This window comes from Microcystis sp. BLCC-F210 (assembly GCF_042134685.1).
GTDB classification, from domain to species: Bacteria; Cyanobacteriota; Cyanobacteriia; order Cyanobacteriales; family Microcystaceae; genus Microcystis; species Microcystis aeruginosa_D.
This window is the reverse complement of sequence record NZ_CP169647.1, coordinates 3,102,609-3,119,544: the sequence shown is the minus strand read 5'-3', so window position 1 is coordinate 3,119,544 and position 16,936 is coordinate 3,102,609. Positions and strand designations below refer to the sequence as shown.

Here is a 16,936-nt window from a genome sequence, read left to right as displayed (position 1 = left end):
GATTCTTCATTGGTGGTGTCGGGAGTTTCAATGCTTCTGGGTTTGTACACGGGAGAGGTGTTGAGCCATTGCGGCAATTGTCGGGTAGCGGAAGAGATCGACAATGGTCACTGATGCCCCCATTTGCTCTTTGATCTCACGGCTAAGCCTTGCCAGTAAAAGTGAGTGGCCGCCCAGATCGAAGAAATTGTCTTCAGGTCCAATCGGCGTAGTTTGCAGCAGTTTCTCCCAGATCGAAGTGAGTGCTGCTTCCTTATGGGTTTTTGTCTTCAGACTGGCTACGCGCCTCTTAGTCGGCTGGGGCTGTGGTAAGGCGGCAAGGTTGATCTTGTTGTTTGGCAGCAGGGGCAACTCCGAAAGAATCATGAATCGTTGAGGAATCATAAACTCAGGTAGTCTGGCGCGCAAATAGGTTCTCAATTCCTCTTCGTTGAGATGGGAGCCCGGTGCGCTGGTTAAATAAGCGACGGTACGAATATCATCAGAATTCTCTTCGCGCACGATGACATGGACATGGCCTACGTCTGGATGGGTGGCCAGATTTTGTTCGATGTCTCCGAGTTCAATGCGATGACCTCGCACCTTCACTTGCTTGTCACTTCTGCCCAAATACTCGATTCTTCCTGCTTCCAGGCGGCGGGCTTGATCGCCTGTCTTGAAGAGAAGACGGCCGGTTTCAGGGGCGAAAGTGTCTGGGACAAAGGCTCGCGATGTCAGGTCTGGTTGGTTGTGATACCCTTGGGCAACGCCAAAGCCTCCGATATATATTTCCCCTGCAACCCCCGGTGGCACCGGACGCATCTCTGCATCGAGAATGTGAATCTGAGTGTTGCTAATTGGTCCGCCGATTGGTACTGTTCTTAGTGGTTCCTCACGCCGACATATCCAGTGACATGAATAGATTGAGGCCTCGGTGGGCCCGTAAAGATTGTGCAACTCCCCAGTGAAAGTGGCGAAGACATCCTGCTGTAGTCGTAGAGGCAAAGCTTCCCCGCCAGCGAAGATTCGTCGTAGGGTTGGGCATTTGCCTAGCACTCCAGCATCGACAAATGCTCGCAAAGCCGAAGGGACGAATTGGATCTGTGTCACTCCTTGATTGCGGATCAGGGATGCTAGGGATTCGGGGTCTTTAATGTCGCAACGGCTTGCCACCACTAACTGCGCCCCAACCACCAGCGGTAATAACATTTCCCAGACTGAGATATCGAAATTGATTGAGGTTTTGTTCAATACTCTGTCTTCGCTACCGAGAGGAAAGGTGCGGGCCATCCACAGTAAATAATTCCCTACCCCACGGTGAGTAACGCAAACGCCCTTGGGCTTACCTGTTGAACCTGATGTGTAAATAATGTACGCCAGTGCCTCAGGCGCAACGGCTACGCTGATGCTGCTATCCCCCGGCATGGACTCGATTAGCTCCTGTTCATCCCTAAGTAATACCTGCCTAGTACGGGATTGGTGCTTCAGGCGCAAAGGTCCGTCACTGAGAAGAATCTCAATATCTGAGTCTTCTATCATGTAGTTCACCCGCTCGGGGGGATAGGCAGCATCGAGTGGCACATAAGCTGCTCCTAATTTCCATACGGCCAGAATCGCAATAATCATCTCTGCCGAAGGCTCCAACTGGATGCCGATTTTGCTACCCATGTCTGCTCCCAGGAGCTTCAGGTAGTGTGCCAACTGATTGGCGCGATGTTCCAGATTTTCATAGCTGAGGGTTTGGCTTGTGTCCCGCACGGCCACTGCTGCTGGTCTGAGTTGGCAACTGAGTTCCACCAGTCGGTGTATGCCAATGTCTTCAGGTATTGAGACTTCCGTGGCATTCCAATCCTCGGTAATTTCTCGAGCCGTTTCAGGAGATAAGGGCAGATATTGGTCGAGTTTATCTTTCGGATCAGCGGCGATTAGTCCCAGCAGTTCAATATAGGATTGTTGCAATCTGGCCATCGTGCCTTCTGCGAAAAGTGCTTTGTTATAGGTCAAGCGCTGTTCGATGCTGTTTTCGCTGATAAAGTTTTCTAGGGAAAAGTCATATTTGCTGCCTGCGGCTGGTTCTTCTTGCACTTTGGCCAGTAGATTTGCATCTATGAGCCGCGGCACGGCCACTTCGTGCAGTGCAAAACTCACACTAACCCAGGGATTGCTGCCAATTCGGCGCTCGTTGGGCAGGGAACGAACCAGGGTGTCGAAAGGTAGCCATTGATGGTTGAGGGCGGCAAGTGTGATGTCACGAACTTCATGTAGAAATTCACGAAAAGTGAGATTTGGTTCGACTTGGCAACGCAAAACCATCAGGTTGGCCAGATAGCCAATTGTTTTCTGGGTGTCGGCTTGACCTCGATTAGCCACTGGTACACCAACCAATACATCCTGCTGATTGGTGTACTGCGCCAGCACCATGGCAAAGCCAGCGAACATTACCATAAATAGGGTTGAACGCTCTTCTTTGGCAATTTCTTTGAGCCTTGCCACCAGAGGACCAGCAAGGGTTTGATGGAGAACAGATGCACTAAAATTCGGCTGAGGGGAGCGCGGATAATCGCTGGGGACTCCTCGCAGATGTGGGGTTCCTTGCAGACGTTCCCGCCAAAAGTCAAGGGCAATTTCCCGTTGAGCCGACATCATTCTCCCATGATGGCGGTTGAGCCAGTCGCTGAAATGATTTGCCCCAGGAGGCTCGGTCTTAGGGTCGCCGCTGCTACTGGTATAATTGTCTATTAGTTCTTCAAAGAACAGCAATACCGACTCCCCATCAAAGATGATGTGGTGAACTGTCACTAACAGTTTGTGTAACAATTCATTGAGCCGACAAAGCTTGAAGCGCACAGGTGGCCTTGCTTCTAGAGCCAAACGCTGTTTTCGCTCTAGTTGTTGAAGGGCGATGAAGGATTGCTCTTCTTGGAGATCAAGGATTGGCAGGGGTATCCACTGTGGCGATTCAATGACTAACTCTGGTTCCTTGACCCCGACAAATACACACCGCAGGGAATCATGTCTAGTCACGGTAAGATTTATCGCTTTTTCCAGGGCATCTACGTTAAGCGGCCCCTCAAAGCTAATTGTGAATTGCAGATTGTAAGCGCGTGAACTGGGAAAGGCATTATGGAGTAACCATAATGCTTCTTGGTTTTCGTGACAACGCACTTCATTTGTCGGCCTCGGAGCCGTTAATTGAACAGGATTACGGGTAACTTTTGCGAGTTTTTTGGGAGTAGAGTAACTGAAGAATTCAGTCGGCGAGATGTCGTACTTAAGTTCATCCCGAATCAGGGCGATCGCCGCAATCGCTCGGAGAGAGTTTCCTCCCAGATCGAAAAAGTCATCGTTAGCCCCCACACCTTGTATCCTAAGCACCCGTTCCCATATCCTGATGATGTGGGCTTCCAGAGGGTCTTCAGGTGGAACATATTTATAACTAAGCTCACCCCTTTCGCTACTTGGACGCGGGAGGAAGTTTCGATCAATTTTTCCGTTTGCTAGTTGAGGAAGCCGATCCATTAGAGTAATACTACCAGGCATCATATAATCAGGTAGCCTAGCCTGAATATAAGTCTTAAGCTCACTTGGCTCCAAGGTTACTTTAGGCTTGATTGCTATGTAAGCAGCGATCGCTGATGCTGGCTCGAATTGTCTCACTGCGGCCTGCTGCACAAGGGGATGGGCTGAGATCACTGCCTCAATCTCCTCTAACTGGACTCGATGACCCCGCACTTTGATCTGAGAATCCTGTCGTCCCAAGAAGTGGACAAAACCGTCATCACCTAGAATTCCATAGTCGCCGGTACGGAACATCCGTTGTCCTCGCCGCCATGGGTTTTCCACAAACCGCTCGGCAGTTTGATCGGGATCGTTTAGATAGCCGTTGGCTAATCCAGGTCCGCTGAGCCAAATCTCACCACTTTCGCCCGGATTGACTAATTGCTGGCGCTCGTTGAGTAGCAATAACTCGGTCTCATCAATCGGATGTCCGAGGCTCACAGTTTGTCCAGAAATTAATTCGCCAGCACTGGCGTTAGCAACATACTCCGTTGGCCCATAAAGATTCCAGAGGCGGAGCCAAGGCCAGAGATTGAGCGCTCTCGATAAGTCTTCCACGCTGGCCGCCTCACCGGAGAGAAACACCCCTCGCGGCGGAGTTAAATTGTAACCTAACTCATGCTGTCGTTCGGCGAAGTTCAGGAATTCTCGCCATAAGGTGGGGACGCAATATAGTCCGAAACTAGGATTCAAACGATACCATTCAAAGAGCTTTGGCGGGTCTTTAACGATTTCATCTTGAAGAATGTGAAGTGTTCGGCCTAGCACTAGGGGGGCGAAAAGCTGGGAGATTCCTGCGGCAAAACAAGGAGAAGATGAAAGGGGCAAATCAATCAGATCGGCTTCTTGCCGAAGTCGGTGGGCAAACCATTTTATATAGTGGGTCAGAGCCGAGTCGCTAATAACTACAGGTTTGGGTTTGCCAGTTGATCCTGATGTAAAAATAATGTAGGCAATATCGTCATCTTTTCTGTCTAGAAACAATGTCTGTGATGTTTCTGGCTCGTTATCGACGGACAAAAGCTGATCAATTACAAAAGCTTTTGTTTGAATTATGGGAAGTTGGTTAATATTATTTTGTGTACAGAGAACAAATTTGCAATCCGCCTGCTTGAGCATAAGCATAACACGCTCAACTGGCTCTCGCTCCGATATGATTATAAAAGTGCAGCCCGCTCTGAGAATTCCCAGCACACCGATGGGAAGATTTATGCCTTTATTCATCCAGAGAGCAACCCGATCACCCTTTCTCGCTCCAAGTTTGAGAAGAGACGCTGATAATATGGATGATAATCGGTTGATATCCGAATATCGTAGGATCGTCGATCCGCAAACGACTGCTATCTTTTCTCTGTGCATAAATGAAGCACGATCACAGAGATCTAGTATGTTTGTCTTGGATACCATTTTAATCAAGAACTTTGACAGAAATTCCCCCAAGATGGGGACTCACGGTCACCTTTGAGTTAGAGCGCGAGAGTTAAAATTAACGGAACTTGGCAAAAGCTGAGATCTTCCCACACTGTATGCTGACGCATACGGTGTAGGAAGATCTCAGCAATTAATTTTCATCCATAACTTTCTGGATTTGAGCCTTGAGTTCGGGGCTTTGGTTATACTTAGTGGCGAACATTTCAAAGACTTCTGCCTGGGTTTGCCCGTCGGCTTTAGCCCGGATAAATGCGTCATAAATTTCCTCGCGAATTTTAGGATCTAAATCAGGAAAATGGTCGAGGATGATCTTGCAACGAGAAAGGGTCTTTCCAGTGGTCGGATTGGTTGCAGTAGTCATTGTTTTTTGGGGTTGAACGGCTCCCCTAGTGTAGCACCTGTTGGTGGTGTCAAATGTGTGCTGTAACCAATTGTAACAATTTGCAACAAAAGGAACGGCTCTCCCGACTCCCGACCTCAAGAATACAACTCACATTTTTTAAAAACTATGCCATACTCAGGGAAAAGATGATTAAGTAGATAAATTAGCGATGTCGGCTCTTTGTTACTCTTTATGCTAAATCAACATGCAAGCAGTTTTGGCGCATCTATCTTTTCCCTCTTGATTAAAAAATAGCGGTCTGTTGTATCTTCAATTACCATAACCGATGAAGATTCCGAAGGAGAGTCAGGAATTTTTAACCTAGATTTTCAAACAGTTCCCGAAGCATCAACTCTGATCAGCTTAATACTGTTCGGGTCAATTTTATCAACTCGATCGAGGGGTAAAAACTAAAACCAATCGGTTTTGGAGAGAGCAAACTTATCCCCAAAACCGATCTAGATCGAGATCGGCTTTATGGAAATGGAAAACAGGGATTATTCCCTAAAAAACCAGCAACTTTTTTGACTATAATAACGACAAGATTATCGGTATAGTTTTAAACTATCCTAGGATAAGCCCTATCTTGATCGCAATATATATCTATGAAATTTAGTGAAATTGCCCAAAAATTAAGCCATTTAGTCTCTGCTCACAGTTTAACTGCCTATCCCGACAGAAATCCCCAAATTAAAGCCATAACTCCCATCGAAACCGCCCTAGTTGATACCATCAGCTATATCGAAGGGGGAAAATTTGCTGCCTTTGTGGTCAAAACTGAGGCTACTGCCCTAATTCTGCCCCTAGATGCCAATTTACAACAACAGGCCGACGAACGGGGCATCGCTTGGTTAGCTAGTGCCAATCCCCGACTTTTATTCGCCCACGCCATCAAATTATTCTATCAACCCTTTCAGCCTCAACCCTACATTCACGCCACCGCCGTGGTGCATCCATCGGTTAAAATCGGTCATAAAGTGGCCATCGGGGCCCATGCTGTGGTGGAAGCGAATGTTACCCTCGGTGATGGGGTGTGCATTCATCCTAACGCCGTTATTTACCCTGGGGTGCATATTGGTGATCGCACAATTCTCCACGCTAACTGTACCATCCATGAACGGGTAGAAATCGGCAATGATTGCGTTATCCACAGTGGCGCTGTTATTGGTGCGGAGGGCTTCGGTTTTGTGCCAGTTCCCGAAGGCTGGTTTAAGATGGAACAATCGGGTATCGTAGTCCTAGAAGATGGGGTAGAAATTGGCTGTAATAGTGCCGTGGATCGTCCGGCAGTGGGAGAAACCCGCATTGGTAGCCAGACTAAGATCGATAATCTTGTCCATATTGCCCATAATTGCCAAATTGGCCAAGCTTGCGCCCTAGCAGGACAGGTAGGCATGGCAGGGGGCGTAAAAGTGGGTAATCGCGTTATTTTAGCAGGACAGGTGGGCATTGCCAATCAAGCAGCGATCGGAGATGGTGCGATCGCAACCGCTCAGGCTGGCATTCACAACGATATTGGTGCAGGAGAAATGGTTTCCGGCTCTCCTGCTATCCCCCATAAACTATTCCTCAAGGCAGCAGCCGCTTACAAGCGTTTACCCGAAATCTATCAAGCGGTTAAGCAGTTGAAAAAATAGCCGTTGAAAAAATAGCCGTATTGCAGCAGTCAGGAGTCAGGATTCAGGAGATTATTTTTATTTAGGGCTGGCTGAATAATGATAAAAACCTTGTTGGGTAAGACTTTTAGACTTTTTGTCAATCAAAAAGTACCAGGCATGGGAGTGATCAGGGGGAAAATTGAGGGGCTTTTTTCCTGAAAATTAGGTAATTGGCCACCTCAAAACCGGTAAAACCCCACACCCTCTTTCAAGTCAGGGGTCAGGTTCTTGACTCCTGACTAACTGCGAAAATTTTTGATTTTTATAAGAGGTGTCTTATCGGCCCAAAAGATTGGCAATATCACCACATCCTCCCGGAATAGTTGCGCGGGACTTTTCCCCGCACCAACGACAACAATAGTGGCGTTGTTCCTCGCTCATGTTTTTCACCCCGGTGAAATTGACATTTTCTACCACTGCTCCCGTGTGTTCTCCGCTGTCATAATTGGGGGGAACAGTACGACTGCGGGGGGTAGCATTTTCTAGGGAACCATAAAATAAACGCATCCCTTTGATATCTGCCCCTCTTAAATTAGCTTCGTAGAGAATTGTCCGCGATACATTTGCTTTCACCAAATCGCCATAACTTAAATCGGCCCGCACCATATTCGCTTCGCTTAAATCCGTCCAGCGCAGATCCTGTCCAGAAATGTCGGATCCCGCTAACATTACCCCCAACTGTACTACTCTTGTACCGAACTCTCTGTCCTCTGCATAACCCCCTTCCCCGTCTAGAATCGGTCTTCCCAGATAACGATCGCGTTTAATCGGTGATAATAGTCGCGATTGACTCAAAAAACGCAGTATTTTCGCTTTTCCAGAGGCATCGACACTGCTGAGAATGGAAGCGGTGCGACCTTCTGCGATCGCTCTTTCCTGGGGCCAATCTTCTAAAAATCCCTCCTCATCTAAGGCTAAATCGGAAATCCCTTGAAAATAGGAATCGATCGTCTGTTGTTGGGTAATGCGATTTTGCTGTATGGTTAAATCCTTAGAGATAACGTACTGTTCCCAGGCCACATAGACGGCTAACACGGCGATCATAATCTGTCCCAAGGCCCCCACCCACTCGGCCCAGGAACCGAACTCATCGTATTTAAAACTCTCTAACCATCGCAATATGCGATTGTAAACTCCTAAGTATTTCCCTAATCCGGCCAGAGCAGCTATAAAAACTATAAAAGCGAAAACGGTCTGACGTTCAGAGGGGGTGAGATAATGGGCGATCCACTGGCGAATAGAGGGTAAAATCACCTGTAAAGATATTAATATCGCTACTATCGCCCCAGAAAAGCCTAACCAGTCCCAGCTAAAGACCAAGCCGATGGTCATCACCATCAGGGGGGCCAGTAGTAACCCTGCGTTACCCGGTCGAAGGTCTTTTAAGAGTAGGATGCGCTGACGCACAGGATTACGGGAAGATAAGGAGGAGACGTATTCGGAAGCATCGGGGGCCGATAAACCAGCTTTACTGTTGTTATTTTCGGGGTTATCAGTCCTATTTTCTGGGGCGAGTTTTTCTGGGTCTTTGCGATCGCTCATATTAATCCTTGTCAAGAGAAAATAATTCCACACCGAAAACTGAGGCGAAAACTCTCGATAAATCTTGCTGTACTTGCATAAGACTAATATTAGGCAGAAACTGCTGTAAACTGCCCACGGGTTTATTAGCAATCCCACAGGGAATAATCTCGGCAAACCCGCTTAAATCTGGACAAACATTGAGGGCAAAACCATGATAGGTAATCCAACGACTAACTTTAATACCGATCGCCGCTATTTTATACCCTTCTACCCATACCCCCGTCAAACCCCCGATTCTTTGCCCCGACAATCCATAAATAGCGATAGTTTGCAGGATGACTTCTTCCAATTGTCGCAAATACCAGTGTAAATCCTGCTGATAATAGCGCAAATTGAGGATCGGATAGCCCACTAACTGCCCCGGACAGTGATAGGTGACTTCGCCTCCTCGCTCGATTCGGTACACTTCTTTGTCGGTTTTGTCAAGATTAAATTTAATAAACTTAATATCTGAACCGGTACCGAGGGTGTAAACGGGGGGATGTTCCAGTAGCAGCAGCACATCAGGTAAGTCGGGATCGGCAATTCTTGCCTCTACCAGCGATCGCTGGTACAACCAAGCGCAAGAATAGGGAGTAATTGCCTGAATTTTTAGCCCACAGAGACGAGGTATTTTTTGAGCATTCATCGAGAGATATGATTGGTCAAATTATTTAGGAAAGGTGAAAGATCACCCAAGAAAATTAAAAGGGCTCTTCGGGACTTGATATGGTTCTATAGGGTGGCATAAATCGACTAAATCCTTATCTGGCAAGAGACTTAATTGATTAGTTGGCTTTAGATCGAAGACAGTTGACAAAAATCGCCAAATGCCCTTCTATATGGGGTTTGCGGCAAAAAGTACGGGCGAAGCATTCGGATAGAAAATCTCCGGTTTCAGCGATAGGTTATTGCCCGAATACTTCGCCCCTACAGGACGCGGGCCGATGAAAACGCAAGGTTTTGAACGACGATTCTCTCAAAATCTTGCATCTGTGGGAGCGAAACAGAAACCTAAAACCCTTACCTCGTCTATATTTCACATTTATTCAGCCAACCCTATATAAGGGTTCCATCCCTTATAACCCCCGTCCATTGCATAAGACAAACCGAAGAACCATAGGGATTGAAACTCGTAGAGCTAATTCATGAATCAGCCCTACCCCACCCGTTGCAATTAATCTTAAACCCTAATAGGGATTGAAACTAAATCCAGTTATTAATAACTGGATTTAGTATTGTAAAGTTTTGTAAAAAATATATGCAAATGACTGCAAACAACTGCTAATATGGTTAGTACAAGTTTACGTTGCAGTTCACATGAAACTATCAGATTATGCTAAGAAAAAAGGGATCAGTTATGACACTGCTTGGAGAATGTGGAATCGAGGGCAGTTACAAGGAGAACGTCTTCCTACAGGAACAATTATTATTTTTGAAGATGACCGTTCTTGCGGTGAAAATAAAGTAGCTATTTATGCGCGAGTTTCTAGTTCAGAAAATAAATCTAACTTAGAGACTCAGGCAAAAAGATTGGAAGCTTATTGTATGGCGAAAGGCTATCAAATTGTTCGAGTAGTTAAAGAAGTAGGAAGTGGAGTCAATGAGCATCGAAAGCTATTATTAAAACTTCTAGAACAAACTGATTATAATTTGATTGTCGTAGAACACAAAGATCGTTTAAGCAGAGTAGGGTTTAATTATCTGAAAGTTCTTTTAACTCAAACAAATAGAGATCTAGAGGTCGTTAATCTAGCAGAAGAAAGAAAAGACGATTTAATGCAAGACTTCGTGAGTATAATTACCTCATTTTGCGCTCGATTATACTCATTAAGACGACGAAATAGAAAGATAGAATGTTTAATTAAATGCCTTGAGGAGAATGATGAAATTAGTTCAAAAACATCTAATTAAATTTAATCACAAAAATTATTCAGTCATTGATAAATTAGGATTTTTATCGAAGAATCTCTATAATTGTGCTGTTTATTTAAACCGTCAAGTTTTCTTTTCACATCAACCATTTTTAACAATGACTGAGTTACATCATGCCTTAAAAATGAGTCCAGATTATCAAGCCTTACCCGCCAAAGTAAGTCAGTTAGTATTAAAGCAAGTAGAAAAAACCTTTAAATCCTATCAAAAAGCGAAAGAACAATACAAAAAATCGCCAGATAAATTTACAGGAGAGCCTAAGTTGCCAAGATACAAAGACAAGAAAAAAGGTAGAAACGTTTTAACTTATAACTATCAAGCCATTTCTAAAAAAGCGTTGAAGCAAGGTTTAATCAAGCTATCAGGGACTAATTTAGAATTTAAAACTAATTTAAAGGAAGTCTTAGAGGTCAGGATTATTCCTAAATTGGGTGTTTATTGTTTAGAGATTGTCTATGAACAACCATCCTCATCAAGTCAAGAGGGAGAAAGATATGCTTTTATCGATTTAGGCTTAAATAACCTAGCTGCTGTTACCTCTAATATTCCCGAATTTCAGCCAACTTTAGTATGTGGAAAAGCCTTAAAATCCTGCAATCAAAAGTACAACAAGACACTAGCTAAACTCAAATCGGAATTACCCAGTCTCCAGAAGACCAGTAAAAGAATACAAGGTTTAACTTTAAAGCGTAATTGCCAGGTGGATTATTACCTCCACACCGCTAGTAAATATATTATTGATAAATTACTAGCTCATCAAATTAACCTTTTAGTTATTGGTCATAATCAAGGCTGGAAACAAAACATTAATATTGGAGATAGAAATAACCAGTCATTTGTAAATATTCCTCATTCAAGGTTTATCGAACAACTTACCTATAAAGCAAATTTAGTAGGAATAGAGGTCAAAACAACTAATGAAAGCTATACCTCTAAATGTAGTTTCTTGGACTTAGAGTCTATTCAAAAGCAAAAAAGCTATTTAGGCAAGAGAATTAAAAGAGGACTATTCAGAAGCTCGTCGGGTTATTTCTATGGAGCAGATATTAATGGTTCCTTAAATATTGGAAGAAAGGTAGTCGGAGAGGCCGCCTTTAGCGGGAATCCGATAGAGAGGTTCGTAGTTAACCCAGTACGGGTCAAAGCGTACAAAGCTAATTCTAGATGCAATATTTGCGGACAGAATTAGTAACTATGGGTAGTTTTATTAACGAGATACTACCGTTTGTCGTTTGGAAACGGGGAAAATATGATCTTAAGGTCGATAAACGAGAATCCCCCCCTACACCGCGCGAGCGGTTAGCGGGGGAGAGTCAATTCCGACAACCAACTCAAAATTAATTGATTAACTTTTTTAGGATGTTCATCGTGGGGACAGTGACCAGCTTTAGCGATCGGGTAAAATTGGGTATTATTTCCCATTTTAGCTCTTTCTTGGTAAATTACCGAACCGGCGATCGGTGTCCAAGGGTCATCCTCTCCCCAGAGTACCAATAAAGGGCGATCGATTTGCGGCAATAATTCCTGGGGAGATAGTCCAGGGGGTGCTGTCAACACCGATGCAAACACTCTCCACGCACCCGCGTCACAGGAAGGTTGATAGAGAATTTCGACTAATTCCTCGGTGATCGCGGTATGGTCGCGATAAACCTGTTTTAAGGTGTTACGGATGCGATTTTTCTGTCTTACCTGTTCAAAAATAAACTTTCCTGTCACGGGAGAACTAACTAAACCGGTAAAGGCAGCCATGATTAAACGCAAGGGGAAATTTAATTCTTCGGGACGATGGTTCAATCCTCCAGCACAGTTAATAATTACTCCTCCAGCAGTGATTTCAGGAGATTCTGCCATCAGCATTAAGGTAATCAGTCCCCCGATGGAATTACCGATAAATACGGTCGGTTTTGCGATTTTTTCTTGCCAAAAGTCTTGTATTTGCCGCTGCCAAAGGTTGAGACCATAATCTAAAGCGGGCTTATCCGCACCCCCAAATCCCAAGAGATCTAGGGCATAGACTTGATAGCCATTTTCCGCTAAAACGGGGATATTTTTGCGCCAATGACCGATAGATGCACCAAAACCGTGAATTAATACTAGGGGTTGTCCTTCTCCCCGCACGGTGTAGGGGATGGTGTGACCTTGCCATGTCCAAGACAATTGTTCTAAGCTAGTCCCAGTGATCGGAGATTGTAGTACCATTGTATGAAGTTTTATTAAGTGATAGATAAATTATAGTAAAAATCAGCCGAGAATTTATGCCACAACGCCAGACTTTTACCGAGAACTCGATGGAAATTTCCTATTTGCAATGGAGCGATCGAGGTATGCCTCTATTATTATTGCACGGCATGGCGGATCATGCTTTGGTTTGGTCAAGTTTGGGTGATTATTTAAGCTCAAATTATCAAGTTATTGCGCCAGATTTGCGAGGACATGGGGAAAGCGGTAAACCGCCAACTGGTTATCACTTTCAGGATTATATCGGCGATTTAAGGGCTTTAATTAATCATTTAGGTTGGACAAAAGCAGCTATTTTAGGTCATTCTTGGAGTGCTAAAATAGCTGCAATTTGGGCAACTGAACAGCCAGAAGTATTTAAGAGTCTAATTTTAGTTGATCCCTTTTTTATCGATAAAATGCCTAGTTGGATTAGGATAACTTTTCCAATTCTCTATCAAGTTTTGCCCTTTTTAAAGATTACTCGCTCCTTTGATAGTTATCAGGACATAGAAGCGATCGCTCGTCAATTAAAACAATATAAAGGTTGGTCAAATCTACAGCAAGAGGTGTTTAAAAATGCCATCGAACAAAAAGTTGATGGCAGTTGGAGTAGTAAATTCAATTTATCGGCACGCGAGGAAATTTTTGAGGATGTAATGGGGTTTGCTGGATTAACTAAAACTTTAGATATTCCCAGCTTATTAATCCTCCCCCAACAGGGATTAAATCGCACTGCTTGGCAAATTCAATCCTATAAAAAGTATTTAACCTCTCTGGAGATTAAAAAGATACCGGGTAATCATTGGGCATTTTTAGGCGAACCTGAAACTTTTAATCAAGTGGTGGCTGAGTTTTTATCTCTTCAGGAAAATGACAATATTTAATACTGAATGATACTTTTATTCAGCCAACCCTATTTAACACTTGATAAATATCCTCTAATTTCTTAAGCCATAATTAAAACTTAATAGCTTTAACCATAGACGAGGATTGTCTTTTTCTAGCCAGATTTGGGAGTTTTTTAACCATTGGGGAAACCAACCAGCAAAAAGCAGATTTTTGACTCCATCAAGGCTAAAATCGAGATAGGAACCCAACCAGCGAATTAAATCCTGACTACCGGCCATTTCTGCTATCCATAACAGTAAAGTGGGGTTTTTTCTGGCCGCTTTAATTGCTAAACGGCTAAAGGTCAACCAATCGGTTTTATCCTTAATAAAGGTTTCGGAAACCTCCGGCGGTTCGTCGGCCAATAAACCGAAAAATGTGTTTAACATGGCGTTAATTCTCTGGGGTGGTAAAGTTTTTCCCGTGGGAACCATCATTCCTTTAGAAAATAACCAAGTTACCGCCACATTACTTTGATAAGCTCGCACATTTTCTAAGTCTTTAGCTGTTAGTAAATCGTGTTTTAATGCCGTATCCAAAAGATGGGTTAAGCGCTCTAAATTACGCACCAAAGAACCGAAACCAGTAAAAATTAAGGGTGATTGCAGGGAGGCGGCATCACCGATGGCTAAAATGCGATTAAAGGAGACAATTCGGTCTTTTTTTCCTGCGCTAAAATGCCCCGGGATATAACCAAAGGTGGGTTTTTTCCAGGTTAATTTTTCTGGATCACACTGTCGATATTCGGGCAGAATAGTAAAGAAATCTTCGTACATTTCTAACAGAGAACCGGGGTTATCGGGATGGACTTGATGATAGTGAAATAGATAAAAGGTTAATTCTTTTCCTTCCCCCGGAAATAATTCCCAAATTAATTGCCTACCTCTAGAAATATCGCCATGGGAATTTAAGACATCACCATAGTGAGAATCCCACACCACCGGATCGAATCCTTCTACTACTGCTCCCACCGTCGGACAGACACTATCAAAGGCACGCACCCCGTTTAATTGCCAAGCAATGGGGGAAGCAGAACCCATAGCATCAATTAATAAACGGCCTTTTATTTGTTGAATTTCTCCACCATGATTAAGGGTGACAGTAACACTATTAGCGGTAATATCAGCCTTAATAAATTCCGTTTGATCAAGAATTTTACCGCCATGATCATATATCTTTTTAGCGCAGGATTGCAGCAATTTTTCGGAATTAATGGCGATATTTAAAACCGTGGGAGTATGGAGAATTTTGGCTTTCAGATGGGGGGGATTATTGCCATCAAAAAATTTATTAAAGCCATCGATGTATTCTTGGAAGATTAATTCCTCGAATTCTTCGTCCGTAAATAGGCCTAAATTAATTAAACTTTGAAACTCCGAGCGAGAGATATTCCATTCCCGATTCATCCGTCCGAAAGGCAGTCTTTCTACTAAGAGGACTCGATAACCTAATTTGGCCATCTGTGCCGCATGAATTGCCCCCAAGGCACCACCAATGTAAATTAAGTCGTAGGTGATGGGATGATCATTTTCCTCACTACTAGAGAAAATTACCGGCTGCGGTTGTTGGGGATTTTTGGCACTGTCGCGCCAACGTTTTTCCCACCAGTACAAGCGTGCTAAGTCTGCCTCCCCTTGGGGCATTTTGCGGAAGTAGTGAACCGTTAGGGGATAGTCCGCTTCTAAATCTGTAAAAATTGAGTGATTTTTTTGATCGATATTTGGTATCGTGTTATACTGCGGCGGAAAACGCTTTTGTAAAGCTCGATCGAGCTGCCGAGTCAGGAATATTTCTTGATCATGCGATCGCGCACCCCAGCGGAAAACTTTTAAATAAGTAGTCCGTTGCAGCGTCCAGACAAAAATCGACAATTCGATCGCCTCCGATAAGCGCAATCTCACCCCGTTAGGTGTATTTGTCTTAACACCGCTTCCGGGCTGCCAATCGGATTGTAACCACTGACAAACGGCGATCGAGTCAGGAGTCGGAATTTCTCTGTAAAGTATTTCTTTCATCTTGATTTAGTTGTTAAACCCAAAAATCGTCTGATTACGCTAGACTACACAAAAAGTTTTCTGAAAAAAGTTTAAAAAACTTTACATACCCAGATTAATACACAGCCTACCCCCTCTGATTATGAATTATCCCATCCCGACCACCCCCGAAGAAATTGCCGCCCTCCGACAGCGTCCCGTCGATGAAGAGATGATCGCTGCCGTGATTGCGGGGATTATTAGAATGGCCCGCGCTCAGGGTCAATCTCTCGATGATCTGACTGAAGAAATTCTCGCAGAAGACCCGATTTTAGATCAAGTGCAACGACGTTGGTTAAGTCAGCTTTTGACTAATGCTTGGCAAAATTTAGCTGGATGGGTGTAATTGAGCGATGGAATGGCTAACAATCACTCTCGCTAGTGTTTTGACCCTGTTAACTCCCGCAGGGGCAATTATTGATACGGTTTTAGCCCATACCCTTCGCTCCCAAGTCCAAAAAGTGGAACAATTAGCCGTGAGAGTCGATAATACTCCCAATTATCAGGTTCTGCAAGGCAAAATCGATCGAGTTCGCATTTCTGCACGGGGAATTTATCCCCTTGCTGGTGTTCGCATTGAGAAGATCGAGCTAGAAACTGAGCCAATTAGCCTCGATTTGCGGCGATTACAGCAAAAAAACAGCAGTTTAACCGCCGCACTGCGCCGACCGGCTGCGGGAGCTTTGCATCTTGTCCTCACGGAAACTAATGTTAATCAAGCTTTACAATCGGCAGCGGTCAAAGAACAAATTCAGACCCTGATTAATAATCTGATTCCCTCTAGGGAAGAATTTGGCAGCACAAAATATCAACTTAGTCAAGCAAATTTTAATTTTCTTAATAATAATCGCGTCGCTCTCAGCCTGCAGCTAGAGACTCAACGGCCGGACGAACCAGCAGCCACCCTTGATCTTAGCTTAGAAGTGGGATTTAAGCTAGTGCAGGGGCGAAAAATCGAGCTTATTGACCCCACAGCTACTCTTAATGGTCGTCGCATCTCCTCTCGCCTTCTCAAGGGGTTTGCTGAGGGTATATCCACCCAGTTAGATTTAAAAAACTTCGAGAAACAAGGAATTATCGCCCGCCTTCTCCAATTGCAGATCGACGATGATAAGCTGAGTATAGCCGCCTTTGGCAGCATTGAACCTCGATCGGGGAACCCCAATTAAATTTAACGGTCAGAAAAGAGGAGATCGGAATTATGAATTATGAATTATGAATTATGAAGTGGGGAGATGGGGAGATGGGGAGAATAAAAGCGTTCGACTGATAACTGATAACTGATAACT

Annotated in this window: 12 protein-coding genes and 1 pseudogene; 7 read left to right on the top strand and 6 right to left on the bottom strand. The window is 44.3% G+C overall.

Features of this window, described 5'->3' with window-relative positions; all coding sequences use genetic code 11:
• Nucleotides 1-27: 27 nt before the first annotated feature.
• Nucleotides 28-4,977, bottom strand: coding sequence for an amino acid adenylation domain-containing protein (locus ACE3JL_RS14900; protein WP_375327813.1), 4,950 nt, complete (start codon nt 4,975-4,977; stop codon nt 28-30).
• Nucleotides 4,978-5,098: 121 nt separating this feature from the next.
• The gene (locus tag ACE3JL_RS14895; RefSeq protein ID WP_150977158.1) at nt 5,099-5,329 is read right to left on the bottom strand and encodes a hypothetical protein; all 231 of its coding nucleotides are present in this window, start codon (nt 5,327-5,329) and stop codon (nt 5,099-5,101) included.
• 626 nt (nt 5,330-5,955) lie between these two features.
• Between ACE3JL_RS14895 and lpxD the strand changes: the two genes are divergently transcribed.
• Complete coding sequence (lpxD, locus tag ACE3JL_RS14890; RefSeq protein WP_375327812.1) at nt 5,956-6,987, top strand: UDP-3-O-(3-hydroxymyristoyl)glucosamine N-acyltransferase; 1,032 nt, start codon at nt 5,956-5,958, stop codon at nt 6,985-6,987.
• 297 nt (nt 6,988-7,284) lie between these two features.
• Here the strand turns inward: lpxD and ACE3JL_RS14885 are convergent, their stop codons facing one another.
• A complete protein-coding gene (locus tag ACE3JL_RS14885; RefSeq protein WP_375327811.1) occupies nt 7,285-8,550 on the bottom strand; it encodes a pentapeptide repeat-containing protein in 1,266 nt (421 codons plus the stop codon).
• Between the two features lies 1 nt (nt 8,551).
• Nucleotides 8,552-9,220 carry a lipoyl(octanoyl) transferase LipB gene (gene lipB, locus ACE3JL_RS14880; RefSeq protein ID WP_375327810.1) on the bottom strand — a complete coding sequence of 223 codons (669 nt, stop codon included), beginning with the start codon at nt 9,218-9,220 and terminating at the stop codon, nt 8,552-8,554.
• Between the two features lie 671 nt (nt 9,221-9,891).
• Between lipB and ACE3JL_RS14875 the strand changes: the two genes are divergently transcribed.
• From ACE3JL_RS14875 to ACE3JL_RS14865, 3 genes and pseudogenes are all read left to right on the top strand, one after another.
• A complete protein-coding gene (locus ACE3JL_RS14875) occupies nt 9,892-10,485 on the top strand; it encodes an IS607 family transposase (RefSeq protein ID WP_375327809.1) in 594 nt (197 codons plus the stop codon).
• The gene (locus ACE3JL_RS14870; protein WP_375327808.1) at nt 10,457-11,695 is read left to right on the top strand and encodes an RNA-guided endonuclease InsQ/TnpB family protein; all 1,239 of its coding nucleotides are present in this window, start codon (nt 10,457-10,459) and stop codon (nt 11,693-11,695) included. Before ACE3JL_RS14875 ends, ACE3JL_RS14870 begins: the two co-directional genes overlap by 29 nt.
• A gap of 5 nt (nt 11,696-11,700) precedes the next feature.
• Nucleotides 11,701-11,775, top strand: a pseudogene (locus tag ACE3JL_RS14865) (RNA-guided endonuclease TnpB family protein); the annotation flags it as partial.
• A gap of 30 nt (nt 11,776-11,805) precedes the next feature.
• Here ACE3JL_RS14865 and ACE3JL_RS14860 read toward each other — a convergent pair.
• Nucleotides 11,806-12,705, bottom strand: coding sequence for an alpha/beta fold hydrolase (locus ACE3JL_RS14860; protein WP_271988771.1), 900 nt, complete (start codon nt 12,703-12,705; stop codon nt 11,806-11,808).
• A gap of 56 nt (nt 12,706-12,761) precedes the next feature.
• On the opposite strand from ACE3JL_RS14860, the gene ACE3JL_RS14855 reads away from it, so the two are divergent.
• Nucleotides 12,762-13,610, top strand: coding sequence for an alpha/beta fold hydrolase (locus ACE3JL_RS14855; protein ID WP_271988770.1), 849 nt, complete (start codon nt 12,762-12,764; stop codon nt 13,608-13,610).
• Nucleotides 13,611-13,664: 54 nt separating this feature from the next.
• Here the strand turns inward: ACE3JL_RS14855 and ACE3JL_RS14850 are convergent, their stop codons facing one another.
• Nucleotides 13,665-15,629, bottom strand: a complete 1,965-nt coding sequence (locus tag ACE3JL_RS14850) for a flavin-dependent dehydrogenase (protein ID WP_271988769.1) — start codon at nt 15,627-15,629, stop codon at nt 13,665-13,667.
• 121 nt (nt 15,630-15,750) lie between these two features.
• Between ACE3JL_RS14850 and ACE3JL_RS14845 the strand changes: the two genes are divergently transcribed.
• Both ACE3JL_RS14845 and ACE3JL_RS14840 read left to right on the top strand, forming a co-directional pair.
• Nucleotides 15,751-15,993 carry a hypothetical protein gene (locus ACE3JL_RS14845; protein ID WP_002763591.1) on the top strand — a complete coding sequence of 81 codons (243 nt, stop codon included), beginning with the start codon at nt 15,751-15,753 and terminating at the stop codon, nt 15,991-15,993.
• Between the two features lie 7 nt (nt 15,994-16,000).
• Nucleotides 16,001-16,816: a DUF2993 domain-containing protein gene (locus tag ACE3JL_RS14840; RefSeq protein ID WP_375327807.1), complete on the top strand. Its 816-nt coding sequence runs from the start codon at nt 16,001-16,003 to the stop codon at nt 16,814-16,816.
• Nucleotides 16,817-16,936 lie beyond the last annotated feature (120 nt).